Source organism: Micromonospora tulbaghiae (assembly GCF_900091605.1).
GTDB classification, from domain to species: domain Bacteria; phylum Actinomycetota; class Actinomycetes; order Mycobacteriales; family Micromonosporaceae; genus Micromonospora; species Micromonospora tulbaghiae.
In genome coordinates this window covers 109,891-135,606 of the sequence record NZ_FMCQ01000001.1, presented here as the reverse complement: position 1 = coordinate 135,606, position 25,716 = coordinate 109,891, and the positions used below count along the sequence as shown (strand labels likewise).

28 protein-coding genes are annotated in these 25,716 nt (G+C 74.1%); 11 read left to right on the top strand and 17 right to left on the bottom strand.

The annotated features are described in order from the left end of the window. Window positions 1–87: 87 nt before the first annotated feature. Window positions 88–903: an LppU/SCO3897 family protein gene (locus GA0070562_RS30965; protein WP_091413449.1), complete on the bottom strand. Its 816-nt coding sequence runs from the start codon at window positions 901–903 to the stop codon at window positions 88–90. An 85-nt stretch (window positions 904–988) separates the two neighbouring features. On the opposite strand from GA0070562_RS30965, the gene GA0070562_RS00640 reads away from it, so the two are divergent. Continuing rightward, window positions 989–1,996 (top strand): EamA family transporter, encoded by a 1,008-nt coding sequence (locus tag GA0070562_RS00640; RefSeq protein ID WP_225853288.1) that lies wholly within the window; start codon window positions 989–991, stop codon window positions 1,994–1,996. Between the two features lie 11 nt (window positions 1,997–2,007). Continuing rightward, window positions 2,008–2,634 (top strand): prepilin peptidase, encoded by a 627-nt coding sequence (locus GA0070562_RS00635; protein ID WP_091413447.1) that lies wholly within the window; start codon window positions 2,008–2,010, stop codon window positions 2,632–2,634. Between the two features lie 87 nt (window positions 2,635–2,721). Here the strand turns inward: GA0070562_RS00635 and GA0070562_RS00630 are convergent, their stop codons facing one another. The 5 genes from GA0070562_RS00630 to GA0070562_RS00610 all read right to left on the bottom strand — a co-directional run bounded on the left by GA0070562_RS00630 (window position 2,722) and on the right by GA0070562_RS00610 (window position 9,457). Further along, window positions 2,722–5,907: a UvrD-helicase domain-containing protein gene (locus GA0070562_RS00630; protein ID WP_091413445.1), complete on the bottom strand. Its 3,186-nt coding sequence runs from the start codon at window positions 5,905–5,907 to the stop codon at window positions 2,722–2,724. Window positions 5,908–6,001: 94 nt separating this feature from the next. Then, window positions 6,002–7,264 (bottom strand): metallophosphoesterase, encoded by a 1,263-nt coding sequence (locus tag GA0070562_RS00625; protein ID WP_091415948.1) that lies wholly within the window; start codon window positions 7,262–7,264, stop codon window positions 6,002–6,004. A 20-nt stretch (window positions 7,265–7,284) separates the two neighbouring features. Next, window positions 7,285–7,530: a MoaD/ThiS family protein gene (locus tag GA0070562_RS00620; RefSeq protein ID WP_091413443.1), complete on the bottom strand. Its 246-nt coding sequence runs from the start codon at window positions 7,528–7,530 to the stop codon at window positions 7,285–7,287. Between the two features lie 2 nt (window positions 7,531–7,532). Continuing rightward, window positions 7,533–8,546, bottom strand: a complete 1,014-nt coding sequence (moaA, locus tag GA0070562_RS00615) for a GTP 3',8-cyclase MoaA (protein WP_091413441.1) — start codon at window positions 8,544–8,546, stop codon at window positions 7,533–7,535. After that, window positions 8,543–9,457 (bottom strand): fructosamine kinase family protein, encoded by a 915-nt coding sequence (locus GA0070562_RS00610; protein WP_091413439.1) that lies wholly within the window; start codon window positions 9,455–9,457, stop codon window positions 8,543–8,545. Before GA0070562_RS00610 ends, moaA begins: the two co-directional genes overlap by 4 nt. Window positions 9,458–9,609: 152 nt before the next feature. Here GA0070562_RS00610 and GA0070562_RS00605 point away from each other — a divergent pair, with 152 nt between their 5' ends. Further along, window positions 9,610–10,812 carry a DUF4192 domain-containing protein gene (locus GA0070562_RS00605; protein WP_091413437.1) on the top strand — a complete coding sequence of 401 codons (1,203 nt, stop codon included), beginning with the start codon at window positions 9,610–9,612 and terminating at the stop codon, window positions 10,810–10,812. 44 nt (window positions 10,813–10,856) lie between these two features. On the opposite strand, the gene fdhD is transcribed toward GA0070562_RS00605, so the two are convergent. Then, window positions 10,857–11,711 (bottom strand): formate dehydrogenase accessory sulfurtransferase FdhD, encoded by an 855-nt coding sequence (fdhD, locus tag GA0070562_RS00600; RefSeq protein WP_091413435.1) that lies wholly within the window; start codon window positions 11,709–11,711, stop codon window positions 10,857–10,859. A gap of 123 nt (window positions 11,712–11,834) precedes the next feature. Here fdhD and mobA point away from each other — a divergent pair, with 123 nt between their 5' ends. The 3 genes from mobA (at window position 11,835) to GA0070562_RS00585 (ending at window position 13,938) form a co-directional block, all read left to right on the top strand. Continuing rightward, entirely contained in the window at window positions 11,835–12,491 is a 657-nt protein-coding gene (gene mobA / locus GA0070562_RS00595; protein WP_091413434.1) for a molybdenum cofactor guanylyltransferase, read from the top strand. Beyond that, the gene (locus GA0070562_RS00590) at window positions 12,488–12,745 is read left to right on the top strand and encodes a DUF6457 domain-containing protein (protein ID WP_091415945.1); all 258 of its coding nucleotides are present in this window, start codon (window positions 12,488–12,490) and stop codon (window positions 12,743–12,745) included. The genes mobA and GA0070562_RS00590 overlap by 4 nt, the downstream gene beginning before the upstream one ends. A gap of 65 nt (window positions 12,746–12,810) precedes the next feature. Continuing rightward, the gene (locus GA0070562_RS00585; RefSeq protein WP_091413432.1) at window positions 12,811–13,938 is read left to right on the top strand and encodes a T3SS (YopN, CesT) and YbjN peptide-binding chaperone 1; all 1,128 of its coding nucleotides are present in this window, start codon (window positions 12,811–12,813) and stop codon (window positions 13,936–13,938) included. Between the two features lie 7 nt (window positions 13,939–13,945). Here the strand turns inward: GA0070562_RS00585 and GA0070562_RS00580 are convergent, their stop codons facing one another. Both GA0070562_RS00580 and GA0070562_RS00575 read right to left on the bottom strand, forming a co-directional pair. Next, complete coding sequence (locus tag GA0070562_RS00580) at window positions 13,946–14,902, bottom strand: zinc-binding dehydrogenase (RefSeq protein WP_091413430.1); 957 nt, start codon at window positions 14,900–14,902, stop codon at window positions 13,946–13,948. A 55-nt stretch (window positions 14,903–14,957) separates the two neighbouring features. Then, window positions 14,958–15,416, bottom strand: coding sequence for an Lrp/AsnC family transcriptional regulator (locus GA0070562_RS00575; protein WP_091413428.1), 459 nt, complete (start codon window positions 15,414–15,416; stop codon window positions 14,958–14,960). Window positions 15,417–15,475: 59 nt separating this feature from the next. Here GA0070562_RS00575 and ddaH point away from each other — a divergent pair, with 59 nt between their 5' ends. Beyond that, on the top strand, window positions 15,476–16,309 hold the full coding sequence (gene ddaH, locus GA0070562_RS00570; protein ID WP_336624794.1) for a dimethylargininase: 834 nt from the start codon (window positions 15,476–15,478) through the stop codon (window positions 16,307–16,309). Window positions 16,310–16,374: 65 nt separating this feature from the next. On the opposite strand, the gene GA0070562_RS00565 is transcribed toward ddaH, so the two are convergent. Both GA0070562_RS00565 and GA0070562_RS00560 read right to left on the bottom strand, forming a co-directional pair. Further along, the gene (locus GA0070562_RS00565) at window positions 16,375–17,595 is read right to left on the bottom strand and encodes an ABC transporter substrate-binding protein (RefSeq protein WP_091413423.1); all 1,221 of its coding nucleotides are present in this window, start codon (window positions 17,593–17,595) and stop codon (window positions 16,375–16,377) included. 49 nt (window positions 17,596–17,644) lie between these two features. Next, a complete protein-coding gene (locus GA0070562_RS00560) occupies window positions 17,645–18,472 on the bottom strand; it encodes an alpha/beta hydrolase family protein (protein WP_091413420.1) in 828 nt (275 codons plus the stop codon). Between the two features lie 57 nt (window positions 18,473–18,529). Between GA0070562_RS00560 and GA0070562_RS00555 the strand changes: the two genes are divergently transcribed. Then, entirely contained in the window at window positions 18,530–19,126 is a 597-nt protein-coding gene (locus GA0070562_RS00555) for a bacterial proteasome activator family protein (RefSeq protein WP_091413417.1), read from the top strand. Between the two features lie 35 nt (window positions 19,127–19,161). On the opposite strand, the gene GA0070562_RS00550 is transcribed toward GA0070562_RS00555, so the two are convergent. From GA0070562_RS00550 to GA0070562_RS00540, 3 genes are all read right to left on the bottom strand, one after another. Next, window positions 19,162–19,974 carry a Cof-type HAD-IIB family hydrolase gene (locus GA0070562_RS00550; RefSeq protein ID WP_091415940.1) on the bottom strand — a complete coding sequence of 271 codons (813 nt, stop codon included), beginning with the start codon at window positions 19,972–19,974 and terminating at the stop codon, window positions 19,162–19,164. Then, window positions 19,974–20,795 carry an HAD family hydrolase gene (locus GA0070562_RS00545; RefSeq protein WP_091413415.1) on the bottom strand — a complete coding sequence of 274 codons (822 nt, stop codon included), beginning with the start codon at window positions 20,793–20,795 and terminating at the stop codon, window positions 19,974–19,976. Before GA0070562_RS00545 ends, GA0070562_RS00550 begins: the two co-directional genes overlap by 1 nt. A gap of 167 nt (window positions 20,796–20,962) precedes the next feature. Beyond that, window positions 20,963–21,694 (bottom strand): hypothetical protein, encoded by a 732-nt coding sequence (locus GA0070562_RS00540; RefSeq protein WP_091413413.1) that lies wholly within the window; start codon window positions 21,692–21,694, stop codon window positions 20,963–20,965. Between the two features lie 118 nt (window positions 21,695–21,812). On the opposite strand from GA0070562_RS00540, the gene GA0070562_RS00535 reads away from it, so the two are divergent. The 3 genes from GA0070562_RS00535 (at window position 21,813) to GA0070562_RS00525 (ending at window position 23,490) form a co-directional block, all read left to right on the top strand. Then, window positions 21,813–22,241, top strand: coding sequence for an OsmC family protein (locus tag GA0070562_RS00535; RefSeq protein ID WP_013289315.1), 429 nt, complete (start codon window positions 21,813–21,815; stop codon window positions 22,239–22,241). Window positions 22,242–22,330: 89 nt separating this feature from the next. Then, on the top strand, window positions 22,331–22,675 hold the full coding sequence (locus GA0070562_RS00530; RefSeq protein WP_175438623.1) for a metallopeptidase family protein: 345 nt from the start codon (window positions 22,331–22,333) through the stop codon (window positions 22,673–22,675). Between the two features lie 95 nt (window positions 22,676–22,770). Continuing rightward, on the top strand, window positions 22,771–23,490 hold the full coding sequence (locus tag GA0070562_RS00525; protein ID WP_091413409.1) for an AIM24 family protein: 720 nt from the start codon (window positions 22,771–22,773) through the stop codon (window positions 23,488–23,490). A 43-nt stretch (window positions 23,491–23,533) separates the two neighbouring features. On the opposite strand, the gene pheA is transcribed toward GA0070562_RS00525, so the two are convergent. The 3 genes from pheA to GA0070562_RS00510 all read right to left on the bottom strand — a co-directional run bounded on the left by pheA (window position 23,534) and on the right by GA0070562_RS00510 (window position 25,609). Then, window positions 23,534–24,490: a prephenate dehydratase gene (pheA, locus tag GA0070562_RS00520; protein WP_091413405.1), complete on the bottom strand. Its 957-nt coding sequence runs from the start codon at window positions 24,488–24,490 to the stop codon at window positions 23,534–23,536. 10 nt (window positions 24,491–24,500) lie between these two features. Beyond that, window positions 24,501–25,040: a hypothetical protein gene (locus GA0070562_RS00515; RefSeq protein WP_091413403.1), complete on the bottom strand. Its 540-nt coding sequence runs from the start codon at window positions 25,038–25,040 to the stop codon at window positions 24,501–24,503. A 119-nt stretch (window positions 25,041–25,159) separates the two neighbouring features. Continuing rightward, window positions 25,160–25,609, bottom strand: a complete 450-nt coding sequence (locus GA0070562_RS00510; protein WP_091413401.1) for a hypothetical protein — start codon at window positions 25,607–25,609, stop codon at window positions 25,160–25,162. Window positions 25,610–25,716: the final 107 nt, after the last annotated feature.

The following is a 25,716-nucleotide window of genomic DNA, read 5'->3' as shown; positions in this document are numbered from 1 at the left end:
GGATGCTAGACAGCCCTAGTTTTGGCTACCGGTCCTGATTCGCGGCGCGCCCGCGATGCTGCCGACGCTCAGCGACGCCGCCGACGCTCAGCGGCGCTTCAGGCAGAGCACGAAGTCGAGCGTGTCCAGCTCGCTGTCGAAGAAGTACCAGTCGGTGTAGCCGGCCACCTTCCCGCACTTCGCCTCCGCGTCCTTCTTGCCGCTCGTCGCGCCGTCGATGCGGCGCAGCACCTCGTACGTCTTCGGGGCGCAGTCGGCGATCACCAGCTTCGGCTGGCCGCCGCCGCCCTCGTTGGCGACGCACTGGCCCGCCTTGACGAAGCGCGGATCGGTCGAGGAGGCCGGGGCCGCCGTCGTGGGCGTGGCGTCGGCCGGCTCGCTCGGCGGCGCCTCGCTCGGATCCGCGGCCGGCTGGGTGGCAGCGGTCGTGCCGCCGGTCGGGGTCTGCTCGTCCCGGCCCAGCATCCAGTACGCCCCGGCGCCGCCCAGCAGCAGCACGGCCAGCACGATCACGACCACCAGCAGCGGGCCCTTCCCGCGCTTCGGCGGCATCGGCTCGGCGTACTGCGGCTGGCCACCGCCGTACGGCGACGCGGCGTAGGGGTCGGCCGGGTGGCCCTGCTGCGGCGGCCCGGGGGACCAGGCCGGGCCCGGCTCGTACTGCTGGGTGGGCGGCCCGTACCGGTCGGCGGACCCGTACTGCTGCGTGGGCGGGCCGTACTGATCCGCAGGCGGACCGTACGGCCGCGCGCCCGGCGGCGGGCCGTACTGCGGGCCGGGCTGTGGGGCGTAACGCGGATCGTCCTGTGCGGCGTAGCGGGGATCGGGCTGCGGGGCGTAGCCGTCGTCGGGCCGTCCCCAGGGCTCGGGAGAGCCGCCGCCCGGTGGACCGAAGTTCGACATGAACGCCTCCTGCGTACGCCAGTGCTGAGAGGCCGGCCACCAACTGGGGACGCCGACGCCGTGGTCACCGTAGCGTGGTCCCACGATGAGCTCACGCCCCACGAGTGCGACGAACGTTGTCGATTCCGCGACGCCGCCGGCCCGCACCGCGCTGATCTGGACCGCCCTCGTGCTGGTCTACCTGCTCTGGGGCTCGACCTACCTGGGCATCCGGGTCGCGGTCGAGTCCCTGCCGCCACTCATCTCCGCGGCGATGCGGTTCGCCGCCGCAGCGGTGGTGCTCGCCGTGGTGCTGCGCCTGCGGCGCGGACCCGGCGCCCTGCGGGTGCCCGCGCGCCGCGTCGGCTCCGCAGCGCTCGTCGGCGTGCTGCTGCTGGCCGGCGGGAACGGTCTGGTGGTGCTCGCCGAGTCCGGTCCGGCCGGGACCGCCGTACCCTCCGGTGTGGCAGCGCTGCTCGTCGCCACGGTGCCGCTGCTCGTGGTGCTGCTGCGGACGGCCGGCGGGGACCGGCCGCGACCGTGGACGTTCCTCGGGGTGGCGCTCGGCTTCGCCGGCCTGGTCCTGCTCGTGCTGCCCCGCGACGGGGTGGACGGCGTGCCGGTGGCGGGGGCGCTCACAGTGGTCGCCGCGGCGGCGAGCTGGTCGGTCGGCTCGTACCTGTCCGGGAAGATCCTGATGCCCGCCGACCCGTTCGTGGCCACCGTCTACGAGATGGTCGCGGGCGCGGCGGTGCTCGCGCTCGTCGGCGTGGCCCGGGGCGAGCTGCGCGGCTTCTCCTTCGCCGACGTGACCGGGCGGTCCTGGGCGGCGATGGCCTACCTGATGGTGGCCGGATCGCTCGTCGCGTTCACCGCGTACGTCTGGCTGCTCGCCCACGCGCCGATCTCCCTGGTCTCGACGTACGCGTACGTGAACCCGGTGGTCGCGGTGGCGCTCGGCGCGCTGTTCGTCGCCGAGCCCGTCACCTCGCAGGTGCTGCTGGGTGGCGCGGTCATCGTGGCCGGCGTGGCAGTGGTGGTGACCACCGAGCGACCCCGCCGGTCCCCGCCACCAGCCGTCGACGGGGCATCCGCGGAGCCGGCCGGGCGGTAGCGTCCCGGCCCGTGTCGGCGCTGCTGGTGACGGGGGCCGCGCTGCTGGGCGCGGCGGCCGGGTGGGCGGCCGTACCGGTCGCCCGGTCGTTCGTCACAGTGCCCGCCGCCGGCGCGCCGCGCCGGGACGCGTTCGCCCTGGTCGGCGCCGTGGTGTTCGGCGGGCTCGCCGCCCGTGGCGCCGATCCGGCGCTGCCCGCGTTGCTGCTGGTCGCCGCCGCCGGGCTGGTCCTCGCGGTCACCGACCTGACCGCGCTGCGGCTGCCCGACCCGCTCGTCGGCGTGGTCGCGCTCGGCGGTGGCCTCGGCCTGGCCGCTGCCACGGCGGCGACCGGCGAACCGCGCCGCCTGGCCGTCGCGGTGGCCGGCGCCGCGTTCTCCTTCACCGGGTACGCGCTGCTGGCGCTGCTGCCCCGTGCCCGGCTCGGCTTCGGCGACGTGAAGCTCGCCGCAGCGCTCGGGCTGCCGCTGGGCTGGCTCGGCTGGCCGACGCTGCGCCTCGGGCTGCTCCTGCCGCACGTGCTCGGCGGAGCCGCGGTGCTCGTCCTGCTGGCCGCCGGCCGGGTACGCCGGGACACGCCGGTGCCGTTCGGCCCGGCGCTGCTCGGCGGCGCGTGGCTCGCCGCCGTGCTGACCTGATCGGCGCGGCCCAGCCCGGCCCGCGTTCGTGACCCGGCCCGCGTTCGTGGCCCGGCCCGCGTTCGTGGCCCGCCGGAGCTGCGCCGGTCAGATCAACCGGAGCTGGTGGTCCTTCGGGCGGCGGGGTTCGGTCGCGTCCAGGCGCTCGAACAGCGCCGGATCGATCACGTCGAGGAACGGCGACGGGCGGGTGTCGCGTTCCGCGCCGTGCCGGGCGCGGCGGCCCGCGTGACTGACGTAGAGCCGGTCCTGCGCCCGGGTCAGCCCGACGAAAAACAGCCGACGCTCCTCGGCCACCGCGTCGTCGTCCGGCTCGGAGCCGGGCCAGCGCAGCGGTAGCAGACCGTCCTCGGCGCCGACCAGGAACACCACCGGGAACTCCAGGCCCTTCGCGGCGTGCAGCGTGAGCAGCGTGACCGCCTCGGCGCGCGGGTCGAGCGCGTCCACCTCCGCGCCGGTGGCGAGCTGGTTGAGGAACAGCTCGAGGTCGTCGCCGCAGCGCCGGGCCAGCGGGGTGAGCAGGTCCACCGCCGTGCGGACGTCCTCGGGGCGTACCGCGCCGGAGCCGTCGAGCGTGGGCACGGCGAAGCGCTCGGCCAGGATCTGCCCGGCCTGGCGTACCCGGGCGGCGAGCGAACCGTCGAGACCGGCGTGACGCAGCTCGCGGGCGATGGCCGGCACGCCGGGGCGGTCGCGCAGCCGGTCGTGCGAGCGCTTCTGCACCGGGATGTTCGCCCGGGCCAGCGCGTCCACGATCGGCGCGGCCTGGGCGTCGGTGCGGTAGAGCACCGCGATGTCGGAGAATGACAGCGACGTGGCCCGCCCGTCGATCCGCCCCGAGTCGAGCGAGCGGTGGGACAGCCCGCCGACCATCTCGTCCACGGTACGGACCACGAAGTCGGCCTCGTCGTAGGCGGAACTCGCCGCGTACCGGCCGACCAGCGGTGCCTCCGGGTCGAGCCGGGCCGGGTCGAGGCGACGGCCGCGCACCAGCGACGACGGCGCGATGGCCTGCACGGCGGCGGCCAGGATCGGCGCGGAGGAGCGGTAGTTGCGGTTCAGCCGGACCAGCCGGGCGTCGGTGAAGTCCTGCGAGAAGCGCAGGAAGTAGCCCACGTCGGCGCCCCGGAACGAGTAGATCGCCTGGTCCGGGTCGCCGATCGCGCACAGGTTCCCGTCCGGCGGGCTGAGCAGCCGCAGCAGCTCGTACTGCACCGCGTCGACGTCCTGGTACTCGTCGACGAAGATCCACTTCCACCGCTCGCGGTACTCCCGGACCAGCTTCCGGTCGCCCTTCAGCAGCGCCACCGGCAGCGTCAGCAACTCGTCCAGGTCGACCAGGTCCCGCTTGCGCAGCAGCGCCGTGTACCGCTCGTCGTCGTCACCGGCCTCGCCGCGCGCCGTCGCCCGGTCCGCGTCGTCGGCGATCCGGAAGTCCGCCGGCAGCCCGGCCGCCGCCGCGTTCTCCCGCAGCACGGTCAGGCCCAGCGAGTGGAACGTGCCCACAGTGACGTCCTCGGCGACCGGGCCGAGCAGCCCGTCCAGCCGGTGCCGCAGCTCCTCGGCCGCACGCCTGGTGAACGTGATCGCCAGGCACTGGTCCGGGAAGACGTTCAGCTCCGCGCACAGGTACGCGATCCGGTGGGTGAGCGTCCGGGTCTTGCCGGTGCCCGGGCCGGCCACGATCAGCAGCGGACCCCCCGGCGCGGACGCGGCCACCCGCTGCATCGCGTCCAGCCGGTCCAGCAGGCCGGTGCCGACCTCCTCCATCCCGGCGAGCATCGGCTCGAACGGTTCGTGCGGGGACGGCGCCGGCGCGATCGGGGGCGCGGGCGGCGGCGTCCGCTTCGGCTCCGGCCGAGCCGCCGCCGGGCGCTTGGCCTTCGGCTTCGGTGCCGGCTCCGCGGGCTGCCGCTGCGCGGGCACCGGTACGTCGAACAGCGTCTCCTGCCCGGCCCGGGCACCCGAGGCGCCCAGTTCGGCCGGATCGAACAGCGTGATCACGCCGTACTCCCCGTCGTAGCCCGGCACGCGGCGCACGTCGCCGCGGCGCAGCCGTCCGATGCCCTCCGCGAGCAGCTCGCCGCCGACGCGGCCGATCTCCTCGATCGGGGTACGCGTCAGGATCTCCAGCTCCGGGCCGAGCGCGGCGATCAGCTCGTTGAGCTTTCCCTCGACCTTCTTCGACCGCGCGCCGACCCGGTTCAGCTCGCCGAGGATCTCGGCCAGCGGCACCAGGTGGGTCACCTCGCGGGCGTGCGCCGGCCGGTGTCCGGCCGGCCGGTCCGCCAGCTCCTCGACCCGGCTGAGTACGCCCACCGTCAGCGGCTTGCCGCACTCCGGGCAGCGTCCGCCCGCCTCGCGGGTCCGCTCCGGCGACCAGTTCACGCCGCACAGCCGGTGCCCGTCGGCGTGGTACTTGCCCTCCTCCGGGAAGAACTCCACGGTGCCGGCGAGCCCGTCGCCGGTACGCAGCGCCTCGCGGATGGCGAAGTAGTCGCGGGCGGCCGTCAGGACCGTGGCCTCCCGGGCCAGCGCGGGCGGCGAGTGCGCGTCCGAGTTCGACACCAGCTGGTAGCGGTCCAGGCTGCCGACCCGCCAGTTCATCTCCGGGTCGGACGACAGGCCGGTCTCCACCGCGAAGATGTGCTCGGCCAGGTCGGCGTAGCAGTCGGCGATCGCGTCGAAGCCGGACTTCGAGCCGAGCGCGGAGAACCAGGGCGTCCAGATGTGCGCCGGCACCAGGTAGCCGTCCGGGCTCGCCTCCAGCGTGATCTCCAGCAGGTCGCGGGAGTCGAGCCCGAGGATCGGCCGGCCGTCCGACCCGAGGTTGCCGATGCGGCCCAGCGCGGTGTTGAACCGGCCCACCGCGTCCAGGTCCGGCAGGTAGATCAGGTGGTGCACCTTGCGCGTGCGGTCGTCGCGCTTGTAGATCGTGGAGATCTCCACGCTCAGCATGTACCGGACCGGGTCCGCCTCCGCCTCACTGGCGAGCCGGGGCGGCAGCCGCCGGGCGACGTCCCGCTCCGCCTCGGGCGAGAGCCGGTACAGGCCCGGCTCGGCCGGGTGCAGCGTCTCGCGCAGGTGGTCGTACCAGGCGGGATGGGTGAAGTCGCCGGTGCCGAGCACGCCGATGCCCTTACGCCGGGCCCACCAGGCCAGGTTCGGCAGGGTCAGGTCACGGCTGCACGCGCGGCTGTACTTCGAGTGGATGTGCAGATCCGCGACGTACGGCGGGAGGCCACCGGGGGGTGCGGCGCTGAACGGAGGCACGCCGCATCCTGTCACGTCCGGTCCCCCGCCCGCCCGTCGCCACGCGTACGGGTGACCTGAGCAATGCGGTGCTGGACTCGGCGGCCCATGCACGCTATTGAGCGCGCAGCTCGACGAGCGTCACCTGGGGAGGCGCGCCCACCCGCACCGGCGGGCCCCAGAAACCGGCGCCGTTCGTGACGTAGACCTTCGTGCCGTCGACCTCGCCGAGACCGGAGACCACCGGCTGTTCGAGCTTCACCGCCAGGTTGAACGGCACCATCTGGCCGCCGTGGGTGTGCCCGGAGAGCTGGAGGTCGACGCCGAACTTCGCCGCCTCCTGCGCCGCCACCGGCTGGTGCGCCAGCAGCACCACCGGCCGGCTCGGGTCGCGGTCGCCGAGGGCTGCGGCGTAGTCGGCGGGCGCGGCCACCCCGGTGCCGGCGGCGCTCACGTCGTTCACCCCGGCGAGGTCCAGCACGCCGCCCCGGGCCTGGATCTCCTGCCGCTCGTTCTGGAGCACGCGCAGGCCGAGCCGGTCCACCTCACGGACCCACTCCTCCACGCCGGAGTAGTACTCGTGGTTTCCGGTGACGAAGAAGTTGCCGTACCGGGACTGCAGGTCACGCAGCGGCTCGGCAGCCTCGCCCAGCTCGGCCACCGTGCCGTCGACCAGGTCACCCACCACGGCAACCAGGTCGGCGTCCATCCGGTTGATCATCGCGACGATCCGCTCGGTGTGCGCCCGGCCGCGCAACGGCCCGAGGTGGATGTCGGAGACGGTGGCGATACGCAGCCCGTCCATGCTCCGGGGCAGCTTCGCCAGCGGGATCTGCACCCGGTCGAGCTGCGGCGGACCCATCGCGGTGCGGACGCCGTACCCGGTGACACCGGCGGCGGTGAGCCCGGCGAAGATCGCCGCTCCGCGGGCGAGCAGCAGCCGCCGGGAGGGGTCGTGGTCCGGCGCGTGGGTGCCGGCCGGCGGCGCGTCGGCGCTGTCGACCGGCGGTGGCGTCGCACCCTCCGCCGTCGCCGCGCCGACGAGCGCGGGCTCGGGCTCCGGGCCGGCGACGACCGCCGAGCGGGCCCGGCGGCGCAGCACCAGCCGGACCACCGCGGTCGGCACTTCGAGCACCAGCAGCAGCACCAGCAGGTAGAACATCAGCGCGACCCAGAGGTAGCCGGGCCAGGCCAGCCAGTACCAGCCGTTGCGGGTGCCCGCCATGGTCAGCGGTACGAGCACCGCCAGCGCCGCGATCGCCACGCCACCGGCCCGACGCCACCGCCCGGGGCGTGTGGTGTCCCGGACCAGCCGCTTCCACAGGTAGAAGTGGATCAGGCCGATCACGAGCACGACGAAGCCCAGGAATGTCGCCATGGCCAGCACGTGTGTCCCCCTCAGCCGCCCGCGAAGGGCGGCAGCACGTCCACCGTCGCCCCGGCCGGCAACAGTGCCCGTCGATCATGACAGGCCACGCCGTCGACCAGGAAACTCGCCGCCTTCAGCACCACCGCGAGGCGTTCGCCGTGCCGGGCGGCCAGGTCATCGAGGAGTTCGTCCAGGGACCGCCCGGCGGATGCGGTCTCCTCGGATCGTCCGGCGGCCGCGCGGGCGCCGGCGAAATAGCGGACTGTCAGCTCCATCCTCAGCCTCCGATCGCCGACATCGAGCGAGCGGGCTGGAGGAAGGTCGGGTCGTCGATGCCGTGCCCGGCCCGCTTGGCCCACATCGCGGCGCGCCAGCGGCGGGCCAGTTCCTCGTCGTCCGCGCCGTCGCGCAACGCGCCACGCAGGTCCGACTCCTCGGTGGCGAACAGGCAGTTGCGTACCTGGCCGTCGGCGGTGAGCCGGGTGCGGTCGCAGTCGCCGCAGAACGGTCGGGTCACGCTGGCGATCACCCCGACGCGGGCCGGCCCGCCGTCCACCAACCACGTCTCGGCCGGTGCCGCGCCCCGTTCGGACGGGTCCGGCGTCAGCGCGAACGCGGCGTGCAGGGAGGCCAGGATCTCGTCGGCGGTGACCATGGTCGAGCGGTCCCAGCCGTGCTGGGCGTCGAGCGGCATCTGCTCGATGAACCGCAGCTCGTAGCCGTGCGCGAGCGCGAACCGGAGCAGCGCGGGCGCCTCGTCGTCGTTCGTGCCGCGCATGAGCACCGAGTTGATCTTCACTGGGGTCAGTCCGACTTCCGCCGCGCCGGCCAGCCCGGCGAGCACGTCGGCGAGCCGGTCGCGGCGGGTCAGCGCGGTGAACCGGTCCCGGTCCAGCGTGTCGAGCGAGACGTTGACGCGGTCCAGCCCGGCGGCACGCAGCGCCGGCGCCATGCGGGCCAGGCCGATGCCGTTCGTGGTCAGCGAGATGCGCGGCCGGGGCGTGAGCGCGGCGACCGCCGCCACGATGCCGGGCAGGCCCGGCCGGATGAGCGGCTCACCGCCGGTGAAGCGCACCTCGGTGATGCCGAGCCGGGACACGGCGACACCCACCAGCCGGATGATCTCGTCGTCGGTGAGCAGTTGCGGACCGGCCAGCCAGGGCAGACCTTCCGCCGGCATGCAGTAGGTGCAGCGCAGGTTGCACTTGTCGGTCAGCGAGACCCGCAGGTCCCGGGCGACACGGCCGTACCGGTCGGCGAGGACGCCGTCGCTCGTCCCGGGGGCGCTCATCTGTCGACCGTAGCGCGGTCGGGCCCCCGGAGGGCGGCACGGGCGGTGGAGCGCACCGCGTCCGCGTACGCCGCGCCGAAGATCGCGGTGTGCACGAGCAGCAGATGCAACTGGTGCAGCGGCACCCGTTCCCGCCATCCGTCGGCCGGCGGCCACGCCTCCCGGTAGGCGGCCATGATCCGGTCCAGGTGCGGCGGGCCGCCGAACAGGGCGAGCTGCGCCAGGTCGGTCTCGCGATGGCCGCCGTGCGCGGCCGGGTCGACCAGCCAGACCCGCCCGTCGGCGCCCCAGAGCAGGTTGCCGGGCCAGAGATCGCCGTGCAGCCGGGCCGGTGGCTCGTCGCCGCCGAACTCGCCGATCCGTTCGACGACCTGCTCGACGAGCGCCGCCCCGGCGCCGTCGAGCGCGCCGCCGTCGACCGACATGCGCAGGTAGGGCAGGAGGCGGTGCCGGGCGAACCAGTCCGGCCAGGGACCAGGGCCGGGCGTGTTGTCCTGCGGCAGCGCGCCGATGAACCCGGGCCGGTCCGCGCCGAACGCGGGCGCGCCGGCGCGGTGCAGCCCGGCCAGGTCGCGGCCGAACGCCTCCGCCGCCTCGGGCGTCGGTTCGCCGGGCTCCACCCAGTCGAGCGCCAGCAGGTCGGGCAGAGCGACGAGCACATCCGGTACGGGCACCGAGCCGGCCTCGCGCAGCCAGCGCAGCCCGGCCGCCTCGGCGGCGAAGAAGCCCTCCGGCAGGGGACGCGCCGCCCGTTCCGGCCAGGTCTTGGCGAACACCGAGTGCCCGTCGTCGAGCGTCAGCCGGGAGGCCGCGCAGATGTCACCGCCGGAGACCGGGGTCTCCCGGATCCGCTGGTGGGTCAGGAAGGTCGGCAGGTGCTCCGGGTGTGCCCGCAGGTACGCCAGGTCCATGAGCGCAAGGTAGCGGTTACCCCGGACATCCGTGTGCCGAGTGACGCCGCAGATCGCCGTTGAGCTGGGCCGATACGCTCCGTATCTGTGGACGGACCGCGTGTCGTCCACAGGGGCGGACGTGGCGGCCCGCGACCGCCCACGCTCCCGGCATGAACTCCACCGAGCCAGCGCGCCTCTCCGTCCGCTCGCCGGCCGACATGGTCGCGGCCGTGCCCTACCTGCTCGGCTTCCATCCCGCCGACAGCGTCGTGGTGGTCGCCGTACGCGGCCGGCGCGTCGTCTTCGCCGCCCGTGGCGACCTGCCCGCACCGGGCGCCGACCCCGGTCCGGCGGCCCGGCACCTGGCGCAGGTGGTGGCCCGGCAGGACGCCGACGCCGCCACTGTCGTCGGCTACGGTCCGGCCGCCTGGGTGACAGGCGTCGTGGACGCGATCGGCGACGCGCTGACCGCCACCGGGGTGGTGGTACTCGACGCGCTGCGGGTCACCGATGGCCGCTGGTTCTCGTACCTGTGCGTCGAGCCGTCCTGCTGCCCGCCCGAGGGCACCCCGTACGACCTGGCCGCCAGCCAGGTCAGCGCCGCTGCGGTGTTCGCCGGTCAGGTCGCCCTGCCCGACCGGGCCGCGCTCGCCGCGCAGGTGTCCCCGCTCGATGGGCCGGTCCGGCTCGCCATGCGCCGGGCCACCGGTCGGGCGCGCCTCCGCCTGGCCGCGCTCACCGGACGGCCGTCGACGCCGTCGGCAGGGAGCCCGGCCGGAGGCCTGCCAGCCGACAGTTCGAGGGCGGGCGGGGAGCCGCCGGTTCCGGCGGACGGTGCTGGGCCGGAGGGGAAGTCGTCGGTCCCGGTTGGCGGGCCCGGGTCGGGTGGCCAGTCCCAGGTGCCGGCAGGTGGTGCCGGATCGGGTGGGGAGCCTCGGGCCGTGCGGACGGCGGGCACGGCGGCCGTACGAGCCGCCTTTCGCCGGCAGCGGCGCGGCGAGCGGCTGGACGACGACGAGGTGGCCTGGCTGACAGTGCTCCTCACCCACGTCGCGGTACGCGACCACGCCTGGTCCCGCACCGACGGCCGGGACGAGGACATCAGCCTCTGGACGGACGTGCTGCGACGCGCCGAGCCGGACCTGATCGCCGCGCCGGGCTGCCTGCTCGCGTTCGCCGCCTGGCGCTCGGGGCACGGGGCACTGGCCGCTGTCACCCTGGAACGGGTGCTGTCCGCCCACCCCGGCTACTCGCTCGCGGTGCTGCTCGACGAGGCGCTCCGGCGCGGAGTCGCCCCGTCCGCGCTGGACGGGTGGCCCGGTTCCGACGACGGCGTGGTGCTGCGGCGCCGCCGACGCCGGCCACGCCGGTGACCGCTCACCCGCCTGCCGGGCCGACCAGGCCCGCGACGCCGCCGTCAGCCGCCGACGCGCGCCGCCCCGGTGTAGACGTTCATGGTCGGCCCGCGAAGGAAGCCGACCAGCGTCATCCCCGCCTCCTCGGCCAGCTCGACCGCGAGCGTGCTCGGCGCGGACACCGCCGCGAGCAGCGGCACGCCCGCCATCCACGCCTTCTGGGTGAGTTCGAAGCTGGCCCGTCCGGAGACCAGCAGCACGTGCCCGGCCAGCGGCAGCCGCCCTTCCCGGGTGGCCCAGCCGAGCACCTTGTCCACCGCGTTGTGCCGCCCGACGTCCTCGCGCAGCACGACCAGTTCCCCGTCGGGGGTGAAGAGGCCGGCGGCGTGCAGGCCGCCGGTGCGGTCGAAGGCGCGCTGCGCGGCGCGCAGCCGGTCCGGCAGCCCGGCGAGCAGGTCGGCGGTGACCACCAGCGGGTCGTCTTGCACCGCGAACTGCGAGCGGGTCCGCACGGAGTCGATGCTCGCCTTGCCGCACACGCCGCACGAGCTGGTGGTGTAGAAGTTGCGCGAAGGGTCGGTGACGGGTTCCGGCACGCCGGGCGAGAGCACCACGTCGACCACGTTGTAGGTGTTCGGGGTCTCCGCCCCGGCGCAGAGCTGCGCGGTGTGCACGTCCTCCGCCGACCGGATCAGCCCTTCGGTGAGCAGGAAGCCGATGGCCAGGTCCAGGTCGTCGCCGGGCGTACGCATCGTCACCGCCAGCGGCCGGCGTCGGCCCGGGCCGGCCGCGCCGACGCGGATCTCCAGCGGCTCCTCCACGGCCAGGGTGTCCTGCCGCCGGATCCGCCCCCGGCCGTCCCCGGCCGCGTCGAGGTCGATCCGCAGCACACCACGCCGATCCGTCGCCCGTCCCATGCCGCCATCCTCCCCGGGCGTCCCGCCGCCCGCACCTCGCCCCACACCTTCCCGCCCCCGGCGACATGTAGTCGATCAAGGCGGGAGAGCGGGCAGGGCCCGAGCCGTGGCTAGTGTGAGGCGATGACGGGGTACGCGGCGATCGTGCTCGCCGGTGGCGCGGCCCGGCGGATGGGCGGCGTGGACAAGCCGGCCCGCGCGATCGGCGGCCGGCCGATGCTGCACCGGGTGCTGGCCGCGGTTGCCGACGCGGACCAGCGGATCGTGGTCGGCCCGGCCGGCCCGGTGTCACAGGGAGTCCGGACCACCCGTGAGGAGCCGCCCGGTGGCGGTCCGGTGGCCGCCACGGCGGCCGGGCTGGCACTGCTCGATTCCGGTACGACGACTGTCGCCCTGCTCGCCGCCGACCTGCCGTTGCTCACCACCGCCGCGGTGGCCGAGCTGCGACGCGCGCTCGCCGCCCCGTCCGCCGGGCCGGCGGACGCTCGGACCGCCGGCCGACCCGGAGTCCTCGACGGGCAGCCACCCGCGCTCGCCTGTTACGTGGACGGCGACGGCCGCCGCCAGCATCTCTGCGCGGTCTGGCGGTTCCCGGCCCTGCGGGCGGCCCTCGACCGGCTCGCCGCGACGCGGGGCGGTTCGCTCGACGGGGCACCGGTACGCGGGCTGCTGGCCGGTGTCGCCGTACGGGAGATGTCCTGGTCCGGCTCGGGGCCGCCGCCCTGGTTCGACTGCGACACTGACGAGGACGTACGCCGGGCGGAGGAGTGGACGAGATGACGGTGCTGGACGACTGGGTCACGGCGGTCTGCGCCGAACTGGACCTGGACCCGGCGGGGGTGCCCGTGCCGACGGTGCTCGACGTGGCCCGGGACGTGGCCCATCAGGTGGTCCGGCCGGGTGCGCCGGTCACCGCGTACCTGTTGGGGCTGGCGGTGGGGCGCGGCGCGGACCCGGCCGCGGCGGCCGAGCGGCTCAGCGCCCTGGCCGGTTCCTGGCCGGTGGACCTGGGCGGTTCCACGCCTGGGGATTAGCGCCTTGCGCGGGATCCGGTCCCCTTGGCGCGTGGGTAGGGTGGCGGGAACGGACGGAGGCGATCATGACGGCTGACCACCCCTCGGCGCCGGTCGACGAGCCTGCCGGCGGCGCGCCGGAGCACCACGCCACCGGCGGCGCGCCGGAGCACCACGAGTCGATCCTGCTCGACGAGCCGACCACGGCCGATCTGCGGGCGAAGGTCACGGAGGCCTGGCGGGAGTTCGCCCGGGCGCTCGCCGACCGGGTGCGCGACCTTCCCTCCGGCGGTCACCTGGAGGTCACGCTCGACCCGACGGCCTCGGGCATCGGTGACGCCGTCTACTCGGTGAGTGTGGACGCGGGCGAGGAGGGTCGCCTCTCGGCCCGAGCGGTGGGCAACGCCACGCTGCCGCAGGGCTACCGGCTGGACCGGGCGGCGGTGGCCGACATGGTGGCGCTCGGCTGGTCGCCGCCGGGTGTGGTGCCGGGCTCCGGCGAGCAGTTCGGGCTGGACTGCGGCACCGACGAGGCCACCCGGCTGGCCGCCGTGCTGTCCCGGACGCTGCGTGACGTCTACGGTGCCCCGCATCCGGCCTTCCTCGTCTACCTGGTGCACGACGCCGAGGGCGAGGCGCTGCCGGTGGAACCGCTCGGTACCGCCCGCAGCGAGTTCGGTCCGGACCGCGACGTCGAGGCCGACCTGGACGAGGCGCTGGCCGCGGCGGCGGCCGCGCAGTCCGGCGAGAACGACGTGCTGGCCCTGGAGGAGCGGGTCCGCACGGTCGTGTCGACCATGCTGAAGTCGGCGTCCGACCAGCTTCAGGTCGACTCCGACGGCGACATCAACATCCGGGCCGGCTCGGCCATGGTCTTCGTGCGGGTACGCGACAACCCGCCGCTGGTGGACGTCTTCTCGCCGGTGCTGACCGAGGTCGAGCCGACCGAGCGCCTCTACGTGAAGCTCTCCGAGCTGACCAACCGGATGCCGATCGGCCGGCTCTACTGCGCCGACGACACGGTGTGGGCCTCGATCCCGGTCTTCGGCCGCAACTTCCAGCCCACCCACCTGATGCTCGCGGTGCAGGTGATGACCGGTCTCGCCGACGAGCTGGACGACCGCCTGCACGGCGAGTTCGGCGGCAAGCGCTTCTTCGGTGAGGGCGACAAGCCGGCGCGGGCCGAGGAGCACCGCACCGGCATGTACCTCTGAGCGCGGGTCAGCGTACGTCGAGCAGCGTCTTGCCCACTGTCTCCCGGGCCCCGATCGCGGCGTGCGCGGCGGCGGCCCGTTCCAGCGGGAAGCGCTGCCCGATCAGCGGCCGCAGCCGCCCGGCCGCGCCCTCGGCGAGTGCCGCCTCGGTGAGGGCGCGCAGCTCGTCCGGGCCGGGCCGGGGGCTCAGCAGCGTCACCCCGCGCGCGGCGGCGGACTCGGCCGGGATGTCCGCCCAGGCGCCGCCGGCCAGCCCGAAGCTGAGCATCCGCCCGCCGGGGTCCAGCAGGTCGAACGCCTCCCGGGCGAGCGGCCCGCCCACGCCGTCGAACACCACGTCGACGGCGCCCACGGCGTCCCGGACCCGGCCGGTCCAGCCGGCCTGCCGGTAGTCGACGACCACGTCGAGGTCGGCGGCGCGCAGCAGGTCCACCTTGCGGGCGCCACCGGCGGCACCCACCACCACCGCCCCGGCGGTCGCCGCCAGCTGCGTCAGCAGCGATCCGACGCCGCCGGCCGCCGCCTCGACCAGGACCCGGTCGCCGGGCCGCAGCCCGGCCGCCCGCGCCAGCATCAGGGCGGTCCGGCCGTCGGCCATCAGCGCCACCGCCGCGTCGAGCGCCAACCCCGGTGGTACGGGGACAGGCGCGCCCTGGTCGACCACGACGCGCTCGGCGTACCCGCCGGTGCCGCCGGTGGCGGTGACCACGACGCGGCCGGCGAGCGCGGGGTCGGCGCCCGCTCCCAGCGCGGTGATCGTGCCGCCGACCCCGTTGCCGGGGATCACCGGCAGTTCGGCGCGAAACGGCCCGAAGCCGCTGGCCCGGAACATCGTCTCGACGAACGTGATGTTCGCGTGTGCCACGTCGACGAGGACCTGGCCCGGTCCGGGTGCCGGGTCGGGTGCCGTCCCGGGCACGAGCACCTCCGGTCCGCCGAACTCCCGCAACCACACCGCACGCATACCGCCCCCTCGCTTCGAGCCGGTCACCAGTGCACGACATGAAGCCGGGTTGAGGTCAAACCGTCGACGGTCCGACGCCGGGGGACTCGACCAGCCGGGAGAGCACGATGGTGCTGCGGGACGAGGTGACGAACGATTCGGCGCGCAGCCGTTCCAGCGCCTCCTCCAGGTGGGAGATGTCTGCGGCGCGCAGGTGCACGAGCGCGTCCGCCTCGCCGGAGACGGTGTACGCGCCGACCACCTCGGGGTGCCGGCGGGCGGCGGCGCCGATCTGCGCCGGGGTGGTCCGGCCGGCGCAGAACAGCTCGACGAACGCCTCGGTGGTCCAGCCGACCGCGGCCGGGTCGACCACGGCGGTGAATCCCCGGATCACCCCGGCGGATCTGAGGCGGTCGACCCGTCGCTTGACGGCGGGGGCGGAGAGTGACACCCGGCTGCCGATGTCCGCGTACGAGGCGCGAGCATCCGCGACGAGTAACGCAATGATTCGCTGGTCGACCGCGTCTATCTGCAACGTTCCGCTCCCGGGAAGCAATGCTTGTGGCTGTTACCAAAGTTGTACCGTACCTACTCTTGGTGACCGTGAACCAGCAGCGAGTCTCGCGAAAGCGGACATATCTCATGTGCTCGCCCGAGCACTTCGCGGTCGAGTACGCGATCAACCCGTGGATGGACGTGACCACACCGGTCGACGCCGACCTGGCGGTCAAGCAGTGGGACCGGCTGCGGGAGACGCTCGTCGGGCTGGGCCACGAGGTGCACCTGCTCACCGCGGAGGCGGGCCTGCCGGACATGGTCTACGCGGCCAACGGCGCCTTCGTGGTCGACGGCACCGCCTACGGCGCCCGGTTCAAGCACGAGCAGCGGTCCGCCGAGGCCGCCGCGCACCGGGCGTTCTACGAGGAACAGGGCTGGCGGTTCATCGCGCCGAGTGAGACGAACGAGGGTGAGGGCGACTTCGCGTACCTCCCGGAGGCGCACGGCGGTCTGATCCTCGCCGGGCACGGCTTCCGGACCGAGCCGGCCGCGCACGCCGAGGCGCAGGAGGCGCTCGGGCGGCCGGTGGTCTCGCTGCGCCTGGTCGACCCGCGCTTCTACCACCTGGACGTCGCGCTGGCCTCGATCGACGACGAGAACATCGTCTACTACCCGGGGGCCTTCTCCGCCGCCAGTCAGAAGGTGCTGGCCCAGCTCTTCCCGGACGCGATCGTCGCGGACGACGAGGACGCGCTGGCGTTCGGCCTGAACCTGGTGAGCGACGGGCTCAACGTGGTGCTGAACAACGAGGCGACCCGGCTCGCCGGCAAGCTGAAGGCCGCCGGCTACCACCCGGTCCCGGTGGAGCTGGCCGAGCTGAAGAAGGGCGGTGGCAGCGTGAAGTGCTGCATCGCCGAGCTGCGGCACTGAGCGACGCCTCGACGCCGAGGGCGGCCTCCCGGTGGGAGACCGCCCTTGCGCGTGTACGGGGCCGGTCAGCCCAGCGTCGCCAGCTCGTTGATCACGACGTTGGAGAGCAGCCGGCCGTCGGTCTGCACCCGCCGCAGGTACCACTTCTGCTGCGGCGTACGGGTCTGGTTGAACTGCCACGTGCCGCGCGGGCTGTCCACCTGGCCGACCTTGCCCAGCGCCAGGTTGACCTGCTGCGGTGAGGGGTTCGACCCGGCCAGCCGGATCGCCTTGTCCAGCACCAGCGCGGCGTCGTAGGAGGCCATCGCGTACGTGGTGGGCGCCGAGTTGAACGTCTTGCGGTACGCCGAGGCGAAGATCCGGTTCGCGGTGTTGTTGAGGTCGGCCGAGTAGTTCAGCGCGGTCTCGATGCCGTACGACTGGATCAGCTTGCGCTCGCGGCCCTTCTCCCCGTCGTCGAGCTGGTCGAGCGCGGTGCCCTCGGTGAGGAACCCGGGGGCGTAGATCGGTCCCCGGTAGCCCAGGGCGTAGAGCTGCTTGACGAACTGCACGGCCTGCGCGCCGGAGTAGTGGCAGAACACCGCGTCCGGCTTGCGCTCGAGCGCCTTGCGGATCGGCCCGGAGTAGAGCGTCCGGGAGGGGTTGGGGTCGTCGTCGGTGAAGATCGGGTCCTCGGTGAGCCGGCGGCCCCGCTCGTACGCGCGCCGCAGCCCTTTGACGACGTCCTGGCTGCCCAGGCCGCGGGTGCCGAAGATGGCGATCCGGCTGGAGGCGTCCAGCTTCTGGCGCAGGTACTCGCCGAGCGCCTCGCCGGGCTCGGTCAGCACGTACGACGTGCGCCAGATGTAGACGACGCCCTGGAGCGTCGACGGGGAGGCGTTGGAGCCCAGCAGGGGCACCCGGGCTTCCTCGACCGCGTCCTTGATGCCTGTCATCACGGTCGGGCTGACCACGCCGGTGAGCGCGAGCACGCCCTCCTTGAGCAACCGGTCGACGGCGGCCTTGCCGGTGGCGGCGGTGTCGCCCTCCTCGGCGGTCACGAGCGTGACCGGGTGGCCGGCGATCTGCTGGCCGCGCATGCTGAGGAAGAGCTGGAAGCCGTTGGTGATCTCGTCGCCGATGGCCTTGTTCGCCCCGCTGCCGGGCACGATCAGCCCGACTTTGATCGGGCTGCCGGATCCGGTCTGCTCCCCGTCGTCGTTCCCGGAGCCGCAACCCGCCGCCAGTCCGGTGGTACCCAGCGCGGCCAGCAGTTGCAGCGCCCGCCTGCGGTTCATCTGTGCCACCGAGTTTCCTTCCCGACCGGGTGGCCATGGTGCACACCCCTTCGGCGTTCTACCTGGTCGACGACGCTGCGTCAATGCCCGGAAGATCATCGTGAAGCGACCGCAACGCCTCGACGACCCGGGGCCATGCGGTGGAGCCTGGTGCGATCAGCCCGAAATGCTCACATTTGGACAGCTCAATGAGCGTGGCTGAGCCTCCGGCGGCCTGATCTGCGGCTATCCAGGACCGGCTGATCGCGATGGGAACCTGAACATCTTGATCACCGTGAATGACTACTGTACGTGTTCGCATGGGTACGAGTTTCGACGGATCCGCGGTCGCGTACCGGTCCGGCACGTCGTCCGGGCCGCCGCCGAGCAGCGCGGCCACCGCACCGCCGTCCAGGTCCAGCCGGTACGCCTGCGCGAGGTCGGCCACCGGCGCCAGCGCGAGCACCCCGCCGACCGTCTCCGGGGCGTGCGCGGCCACGTACAGGGCCAGGTGCCCGCCCGCGGAGTGACCGACCAGGATCGGCGGCACGGGCGCCACCCGGCCGGGCAGCGCGGCGGCGGCGAGTTCCGGCAGCGCGGCGATCCCGGCGCGGACGTCGGTGAGCGTGTGCGGCCAGCCGCCGTCCGGCCGGCCGGTCCGCCGGTACTCGATCTGCGCGACCGGGTGGCCGAGCGCGGCGAGCGCCGCCGCCATCGGGCCGGTGTGGGTCCGGTCGTACTCCGCACGCCAGAAGCCGCCGTGCACCACGACGACGAGCGGCCGGGGCGGCCCGTCGCCCGCCGGGAGGCGCAGGTCGGCGCACTGGTCCGGGTGGTCGCCGTAGGAGACCGTGGCATCCGGGGGCGGGGACGGGCGGGTCAGCACCTCGCGCGGGTCGGAGAGCATGCCGCGACGGTAGCGTCCACCGGTCCGGCCGCGTGCACATGGTCGGCGTGGGTAAAGATGGGTGCCATGACCGAAGCGCACTCCGCCGGACACGACGACGAACAGGGCAACGATGGCATCCCCGGCACCGTGGTGGTGGTCGGGCCGGACGGCCGCCCGGTCGGCACGGTGCAGACCGACGAGGGCAAGGGCGAGGACCCGACCCGTCTGGTCGAGCAGCCGGCCAAGGTGATGCGGATCGGCAGCATGATCAAGCAGCTGCTGGAGGAGGTGAAGGCGGCGCCGCTCGACGACGCGAGCCGGCACCGGATGCGGGAGATCCACGAGCGCTCGATCGTCGAGCTGAAGGAGGGCCTCGCCCCCGAGCTGCGCGAGGAGCTGGAGCGGATCTCGCTGCCGTTCACCGAGCAGCAGGCGCCGAGCGAGGGTGAGCTGCGCATCGCGCACGCCCAGCTGGTGGGCTGGCTGGAAGGACTGTTCCACGGCATCCAGGCCGCGCTGGTGGCCCAGCAGATGGCCGCCCGCGTCCAGCTGGAGCAGATGCGTTCCGGCCGCCAGGCGCTGCCGAGCGGCCCGGGTGGCCCGGGCGGCGTGATTCCGGGCATGCCGGGGATGCCCGGCGGCGAGGGCCACGCGCCCGGCCAGTACCTGTGACCTGTCGGCCGGGGCGCCTCACCCGCCCCGGCCGCTCAGTCCACCCCGAAGACCTTCTCCAGGTACGCCGCGACGCCGTCCTCGGTGTTCGGCCCGGTGACCTCGTGTGCGATCTCGCGTACGGCCGGGTGGGCGTTGGCGACGGCCACCGCCCGTCCGGCCCAGGCCAGCATCGGTACGTCGTTGGGCATGTCGCCGAAGGCCAGCACGTCCCGCTCGTCGATGCCGAGCCGCTCCGCGTACCAGGCCAGACCGGCCGCCTTGGTCACGCCGGCGGCGGAGATCTCGATCAACCCGCTGTACGACGAGTGGGTTGCCTCGGCCAGCCCTTCCAGCGCGCCCGCCACCACCCGCACGAAGACGTCCGGGTCCTGCTCACCGGCCCGGGCCAGCAGCTTCACCGCAGGCGCGGCCAGCAGCTCCTCGGGCGACTCGACGGCCCGGATCGCGTCGAGGTCGGCGTCCCAGCGCAGCGGGTAGTGCGCCTCGTGTCGCATCTGCCGGCTGTCCACGATCTCCACCGCGAAGCTCACCTCGGGCACCTCGGCGCGCAGGCGCCGGGCCACCTCCGCCAGCAGCTCCGGGGCGAGCGGGTCGGCCCGCAGCACCTGGTCGGTGACCGGGTCGTACACCACCGCGCCGTTGGCGCAGATGGCCGGCAGCGGCTCGGCGAGCTGCTCGTACACCATCTGGAGCCAGCGGATCGGACGGCCGGTGACCAGGACCACCGGCGTGCCGGCGGCGTTGATGCGGGCCAGCACCGCGGCGGTACGCGGGCTGAGCGTCCGGTCGTCGCGCAGCAGCGTGCCGTCGATGTCGGAGGCGACGAGGCGAGGTGGATCTTCCATCACCGGGAGAGTAGCCGGTCCAGGTAGACCGCGACCCCGTCGTCGTCGTTGCGCAAGGTGATCTCGTCCGCCGCGGCGCGCACCTCCGGGTGGGCGTTCGCCACCGCCACCCGCGCCCAGCCCGCCCAGTCGAACATCGGCAGGTCGTTCGGCTGATCGCCGAAGACCAGCACGTCGGCCGGGTCCACGCCGAGGCGCTCGGCGATGACGCTCAGCCCGCTGGCCTTGTCGGTGCGGGGCGGGCAGATCTCGACGAAGTCGAGCCCGGCCTGGGTGAGCGTGGCCACGTCCGGTGGCACGATCGCCCGCGCCGCGGCCAGCAGCTCGTCCACGTGGTGGTCGGCGGTACGCGCGAACGCCTTGATCACGTCGCAGGACAGGCACTCGACCCGGCTGCGCGCCTCGAACCGGTCCGGGTAGGGCCAGCTCGGGTGGTAGTCGCCCCAGAGCGGCGCGTCGTGCTCGTCCGACGCCTCCACCATCACCGTCAGCGGCCCGACCGCTGCCTCCAGGTCGGTGAGGATCCGGGCCAGCACCTCGCCGGGCAGCCGCTCGTCCCGCAGCACCAGGGGCCCCTCCGGGTCGCTCTGGTCCACCACCCGGCCGCCACCGGCCATCACGAGGAAGTCCGCGGCCCGGATGTCGTTGCGGGTGAGTTCGGTCAGGCGGGGTCCGCGGCCGGTCGCGCCGACCACAGGGATCCCGGCGGACCGCACCCGGTCCAGCACCCGATGGGTGTACGCGGAGACGGTCTCGTCGCTGCGGACGAGCGTGCCGTCGAGGTCGGTGGCGATCAGCTTGGGCAGTCCCGGGCGGGTCATGGTTCCTCCTTCGCCCGCCGCCGTCACGCCGGCCGACCAGGTCCTCGGTGCCGCGACCATGGGACGGCGGGCAGCAACCGTATCTCGCGGAACGGTCGGCAACCACGGCTTTCCGGCGAATCGGCGGCGAAGCTCCGATGGCCGCCGGACGCGCTGCCGGACCTGGTTCAGTAGGACCGTTCGGGGCCGGCGAACGGCACCGTGGGCTGCACCGTCAGGTCCGCCGGGGCCGGGGGTACGTCGTCCTCGTCCGCCCGGCGGCGGTCGGGCCGGTCGTCGTCCGGCTCCCCGTCGGTGGGCGCCCCGCCGACCGCCCGGCCGGCCAGGTGCAGCGCGGCCGCCAGCAGCGCGACGGCGACGAACGCGCTGACCAGGCCGCGTCCGTGCTCGACCTCCAGGCGCTGCTCGCCGACGAAGAACAGGATGCGCCGGGCCAGTTTTTCGAGCGAGGCGGCGGTCGCGACCAGCACCCCGAGCACACCCGCCGCGAGACCCAGCCCGGCCAGCCGGGCGTGCTGCCGTACCGCAGGGGCGCCGCGCAGCGCCAGCCCCACCGCGACCGACAGCCCGAGCAGCCCCACGAGGTACGTCGTACCGAACCCGCCGATCTCGGAGATGCCGCTGGTCAGCCGCGCGGGCGCGTCGTCGCCCCGGGTCTCGGCCGGCACCGTGATCGCCAGCCACTCACCGAGCAGCGAGGCGATCGCGGCCACCGCGCCGAGCCCGGTGAGCACGGGCGGCAGGCGGCGGTCCCGGCCCAGCGCGGCGAGCGAGCGCGCGGCCCGGCCGGACGACTTCGGCTCGGCGTCGCCCCACTCGACGATCGTGGTGTCGTCGGACCGGTTGTCCTGCATGGGGATTCGCTTCTCCTGCCGGGGAACGGGGAGATCCTGCGACATGGCCACCCTTCCCGTGCGCGGGCCTGCGTCGAATCATGGCACAGCCCGCTCCCGACGGCCGGGATCGCGACCCCGAGGTCCGGTGCGGGGCGGCCCGCTTTCGGTTAGCGTCGGTGCCATGCCTATCCGTACCGCATCCGCTCGCTGGCAGGGCAACCTCACCGAGGGGTCCGGCACCGTCCGCACCGGCAAGGGCGGCCTGTCCGGCAACTACTCCTTCAAGTCGCGCTTCGAGGAGGGCGAGGGCACCAACCCCGAGGAGCTGATCGGCGCCGCGCACGCCGGCTGCTTCTCGATGGCCCTCTCCAAGCAGCTCGCCGACGCCGGCGCCCAGGAGACGGCGGTGGAGACCACCGCCAAGGTGCACTTCGACAAGACCGACGCCGGCATGACCGTGACCCGCATCGACCTGGAGACCGTGGGCCAGGTTCCGGGCATCGACCAGGCCGAGTTCACCAAGCTCGCCGAGGCGGCCAAGGAGAACTGCCCGATCTCCCGGCTGCTGTCCCCGGGCGCGCAGATCACGCTGAACGCCCGTCTGGCCTGACATCGCGTACGGCACGGCGGGGGTGTCCTGCGGGACGCCCTCGCCGTGCGGTGTGCCCGATCCGGAGGGAGTGACCGGGCGGCGTGGCCGTGGAGATGAGCCGGGACCGGTTCGAGGAACTGGTCGGCGAGGCGCTCGACGAGGTGCCCGAGGAACTGCTCGGGTTGATGAGCAACGTGGTCATCCTGGTGGAGGACGACCCGCCGCCGGGCGAGGACCTGCTCGGCCTGTACGAGGGGCATTCGCTCACCTCTCGCGGCTGGGACTACTCCGGCGTGCTGCCCGACCGCATCCTGATCTACCGCAACCCGATCCTGGCGATCTGCGACAGCGACGACGACGTCGTCGACGAGGTGGCGATCACAGTGGTGCACGAGATCGCCCACCACTTCGGCATCGACGACGAGCGCCTGCACGCGCTGGGCTGGGGCTGACCGGCCTCCGGCGCGTCGCCACCCGGCTGATTCCGGCGGTTGCGCCGGTCCCCTAACCTGCGGATCAGGCACATCCTGATGCAGGAGGAAAACCCATGCGCAGCGCGCTGTTCTCCGCGGAGAACCTTGAGAAGGAGTCCCAGCAGCCGGGCATGCGGTTGCAGAACGCCAAGATGCTGAAGATCGAGCTGAACGGCGAGGCGATGGCCCGGGTCGGGTCGATGGTCGCCTACCAGGGGCAGGTGCAGTTCCAGGCCCTCGGCTCCGGCGGCATCGGCAAGTTCATCAAGCAGCGGCTCACCGGTGAGGGCGTGCCGCTGATGAAGCTCTCCGGGCGCGGCGACGTCTTCCTCGCCGACTTCGCCAAGGACGTGCACATCATCGACCTGGAGCCGGGCGACGCGCTGTCCATCAACGGCTCCAGCGTGCTGGCGTTCGACTCGACGCTCCAGTACGACATCAAGATGGTCGGCGGCGCCGGTTTCGCGTCCTCGTCCGGCCTGTTCAACTGCGTCTTCACCGGCCACGGCCGGATCGCCATCACCACCAAGGGCACCCCGGTGGTGCTCAACGTGGACGCGCCGACGTACGTGGACCCGCAGGCGGCGGTCTGCTGGTCGGCGAACCTCCAGACCGGCTACCACCGCGCCGAGCAGCTCGGTCTCGGCACGCTTCTCGGTCGCAGCACCGGTGAGGCGTTCACGATGAGCTTCGCCGGTCAGGGCTTCGTCGTGGTCCAGCCCTCGGAGGAGCCTCCGGTGGCCGGCAGCGGCTCCCAGCAGCAGGGCGGCGTGCTCGGCGGCCTGCTTCAGTGACCCTCCGGTGCCCGGGGCGTCCGCCGAGGTCGCCCCGGGCCGGTCAGCTCAGCTCGCCCGACCGCAGCCGGGCCACCCAGGCCGCCGCGTCGGCGTAGTCGGCGTCGGTGAGACCGGGCGGCACCGGCGCCTGCTGGTCACCCGGCGCCGTGCTCCAGCGGTGCCGGGGGTACGACCCCAGGAACCGCACGTCGGCGCAGACCCGGCGCAGCCCCTGCAACGCCTCGCCGAGGCGTACGTCGGCGACGTGCCCGGCGCAGTCCAGGAAGAACACGTAGCGGCCGAGTGCCTCGCCGGTCGGGCGGGACTCGATCCGGGTCATGTTCACGCCGCGCACCGCCAGTTCCATCAGCACCGCCAGCAGCGCACCCACCCGGTCGTGGGCGAGGCACACCGCGAGCGAGGTGAGGTCGTCGCCGGTGGGCGGCGGGGGCGGCCCGGGGCGGGACACGAGCGCGAACCGGGTGACCGCGTCCGGGTGGTCGGCGATCTTGTCGGCCAGCACTGCCAGCCGGTGCCGGGTCGCGCCGATCGGGGCGCAGATGGCGGCGTCGTACTCGCCGCTCGCCGCTCCGGCCGCGGCGGCACCGTTGGAGAGCACGTCGACCACTGTGGCGTCGGGCAGGTGCTCCCGCAGCCAGCCCCGGCACTGGGTGGACGCCTGCGGGTGGGCCGCGACGGAGCGGACGTCGGACAGCGTGGTGCCGGCGCGGGCGGCCAGCACGAACTCCACCGGCAGGACCACCTCGCGGGTGATCACCAGCGGGTCGCCCTCGACCAGTTCGTCGAGCGTCACGCCGACCGCGCCGCCGATGGAGTTCTCCAGCGGCACCAGCGCCGCGTCCGCCTCCCCGGCGCGTACCGCGTCGAGCGCCTCACCGACGCTGCGGGCCGGCGTGCGGTCCCCGCGCTCGGCGGCGGGCACGGTACGCAGGGCCTGTTCGGCGAAGGTGCCCTCGGGGCCCAGGTAGACGAAGCGGGTCGGCGGTGTTCCCGGCATGCCGACCAGCCTACGCACCCGGCGTGCCGTCGCAGGCCAGGGTACGGATGCCGATCGGCGCCACGGTCCGTACCTCGACGCCGCACACGTCCGTGCCGGCGGTGACCAGCCTCGGCGTGCCGGTCTCGCCACGCGTGACCACCTGCAAATCCTCGTGCCCGGTGACAGTCAGCACCGTGTACTGCCAGCCCTCGGCGCAGAGCGGACCGGTCGCCACCGTCACCTTGACGTCCCGGGGCAGCACGCCTGCGGATCCGCGCAGCAGCGCGACGATCCGGTCGCCGGACGGCCGCCCCCGGCAGGGCGCCGCCGAGGCCGGCGCGGACGGCGCGAGCGTGGGCGGGAGGACCGGGGCCGGTGGGGTCGGGGTGGCACTCGGGCTGGGCGTGGCAGTCGCCGACGGGGCCGGGACGGGTGTGGCGGCCGCGGGTGGCGCGCGTAGCTCGGGCGGGGTGCCGCAGGCGGCGAGGGCGAGCAGCGTCACCAGCGCCAGCGGAGGGTGGCGGCGTCGGGGCTGTGGGGCGCGGGGCACGGGGGCGTCCTCGGGCATCGAGGGATGTCGTCGTGTGGTGGGGCCGAGGCCATAGTAGGAGCAGGACCGGCCCGGGGTGAAGCGCGCCGGGGTGAAGCGCGCCGGGGTGAAGCGCGCCGGGTCGGACCGCGGAGAGCTCAGACCGCGGAGAGGAAGGTGAGCGAGCCGACCACCGCGCCGTCGGTGAGGACCGGCGTGGAGATGGCGTCGACCGTCCGGCCGGCGTCGGAGCCGGGCCCCTGCACCCGCAGCAGGCCGCGGGCGAGCCGCCCGGAGTGCAGCGCGAGCAGCGGCGGGATCTTGTCGGTTTCCTGCTCGGTCAGCTCGCTCGGGCTCGCCGTGAAGTCGACCAGGCGCAGGCCGCCCTCCAGCAGCGGCAGGCCGATCACGTCCTCCGGGGCACCCAGGCAGAGCAGGTCGCAGCCGGACGAGGAGATAGCCACGACAGTGGTGCCCTCGTCGATCAGCAGGCACGGCTCGGCGGCCCGGGAGACCATGCCGGACCACTGCCCGAAGTTGTCGGACTCCTGCTCGGTGGATGCCGCGGGCGCGAACACGTCCGAGAGTGAGAGTTCGACGTGGGCCACCGCGCCTCCTATGTACACCGACGGTCTGTCCACGCTAGCCGGTCGGTGCGGCGGAAGCATCGGCTGCCGGGCGGCCGGCGACGGCGCGGACCGACGGAACCAGTCGG

What these genes read in the sequence shown, in the direction of transcription:
- GA0070562_RS00580 (WP_091413430.1), bottom strand. Translation starts at nt 14,902, where the DNA reads ATGCGTGCGGTGTGGTTGCGGGAGTTCGGCGGACCGGAGGTGCTCGTG.
- GA0070562_RS00555 (WP_091413417.1), top strand. Translation starts at nt 18,530, where the DNA reads ATGGGTGCCATGACCGAAGCGCACTCCGCCGGACACGACGACGAACAG.
- GA0070562_RS00590 (WP_091415945.1), top strand. Translation starts at nt 12,488, where the DNA reads ATGACGGTGCTGGACGACTGGGTCACGGCGGTCTGCGCCGAACTGGAC.
- GA0070562_RS00545 (WP_091413415.1), bottom strand. Translation starts at nt 20,795, where the DNA reads ATGACCCGCCCGGGACTGCCCAAGCTGATCGCCACCGACCTCGACGGC.
- GA0070562_RS00585 (WP_091413432.1), top strand. Translation starts at nt 12,811, where the DNA reads ATGACGGCTGACCACCCCTCGGCGCCGGTCGACGAGCCTGCCGGCGGC.
- GA0070562_RS00625 (WP_091415948.1), bottom strand. Translation starts at nt 7,264, where the DNA reads ATGGCGACATTCCTGGGCTTCGTCGTGCTCGTGATCGGCCTGATCCAC.
- pheA (WP_091413405.1), bottom strand. Translation starts at nt 24,490, where the DNA reads ATGCCGGGAACACCGCCGACCCGCTTCGTCTACCTGGGCCCCGAGGGC.
- GA0070562_RS00525 (WP_091413409.1), top strand. Translation starts at nt 22,771, where the DNA reads ATGCGCAGCGCGCTGTTCTCCGCGGAGAACCTTGAGAAGGAGTCCCAG.
- GA0070562_RS00560 (WP_091413420.1), bottom strand. Translation starts at nt 18,472, where the DNA reads ATGCTCTCCGACCCGCGCGAGGTGCTGACCCGCCCGTCCCCGCCCCCG.
- GA0070562_RS00540 (WP_091413413.1), bottom strand. Translation starts at nt 21,694, where the DNA reads ATGTCGCAGGATCTCCCCGTTCCCCGGCAGGAGAAGCGAATCCCCATG.
- mobA (WP_091413434.1), top strand. Translation starts at nt 11,835, where the DNA reads ATGACGGGGTACGCGGCGATCGTGCTCGCCGGTGGCGCGGCCCGGCGG.
- GA0070562_RS00605 (WP_091413437.1), top strand. Translation starts at nt 9,610, where the DNA reads ATGAACTCCACCGAGCCAGCGCGCCTCTCCGTCCGCTCGCCGGCCGAC.
- GA0070562_RS00640 (WP_225853288.1), top strand. Translation starts at nt 989, where the DNA reads ATGAGCTCACGCCCCACGAGTGCGACGAACGTTGTCGATTCCGCGACG.
- GA0070562_RS00620 (WP_091413443.1), bottom strand. Translation starts at nt 7,530, where the DNA reads ATGGAGCTGACAGTCCGCTATTTCGCCGGCGCCCGCGCGGCCGCCGGA.
- moaA (WP_091413441.1), bottom strand. Translation starts at nt 8,546, where the DNA reads ATGAGCGCCCCCGGGACGAGCGACGGCGTCCTCGCCGACCGGTACGGC.
- GA0070562_RS30965 (WP_091413449.1), bottom strand. Translation starts at nt 903, where the DNA reads ATGTCGAACTTCGGTCCACCGGGCGGCGGCTCTCCCGAGCCCTGGGGA.
- GA0070562_RS00610 (WP_091413439.1), bottom strand. Translation starts at nt 9,457, where the DNA reads ATGGACCTGGCGTACCTGCGGGCACACCCGGAGCACCTGCCGACCTTC.
- GA0070562_RS00550 (WP_091415940.1), bottom strand. Translation starts at nt 19,974, where the DNA reads ATGGAAGATCCACCTCGCCTCGTCGCCTCCGACATCGACGGCACGCTG.
- fdhD (WP_091413435.1), bottom strand. Translation starts at nt 11,711, where the DNA reads ATGGGACGGGCGACGGATCGGCGTGGTGTGCTGCGGATCGACCTCGAC.
- GA0070562_RS00515 (WP_091413403.1), bottom strand. Translation starts at nt 25,040, where the DNA reads ATGCCCGAGGACGCCCCCGTGCCCCGCGCCCCACAGCCCCGACGCCGC.
- GA0070562_RS00535 (WP_013289315.1), top strand. Translation starts at nt 21,813, where the DNA reads ATGCCTATCCGTACCGCATCCGCTCGCTGGCAGGGCAACCTCACCGAG.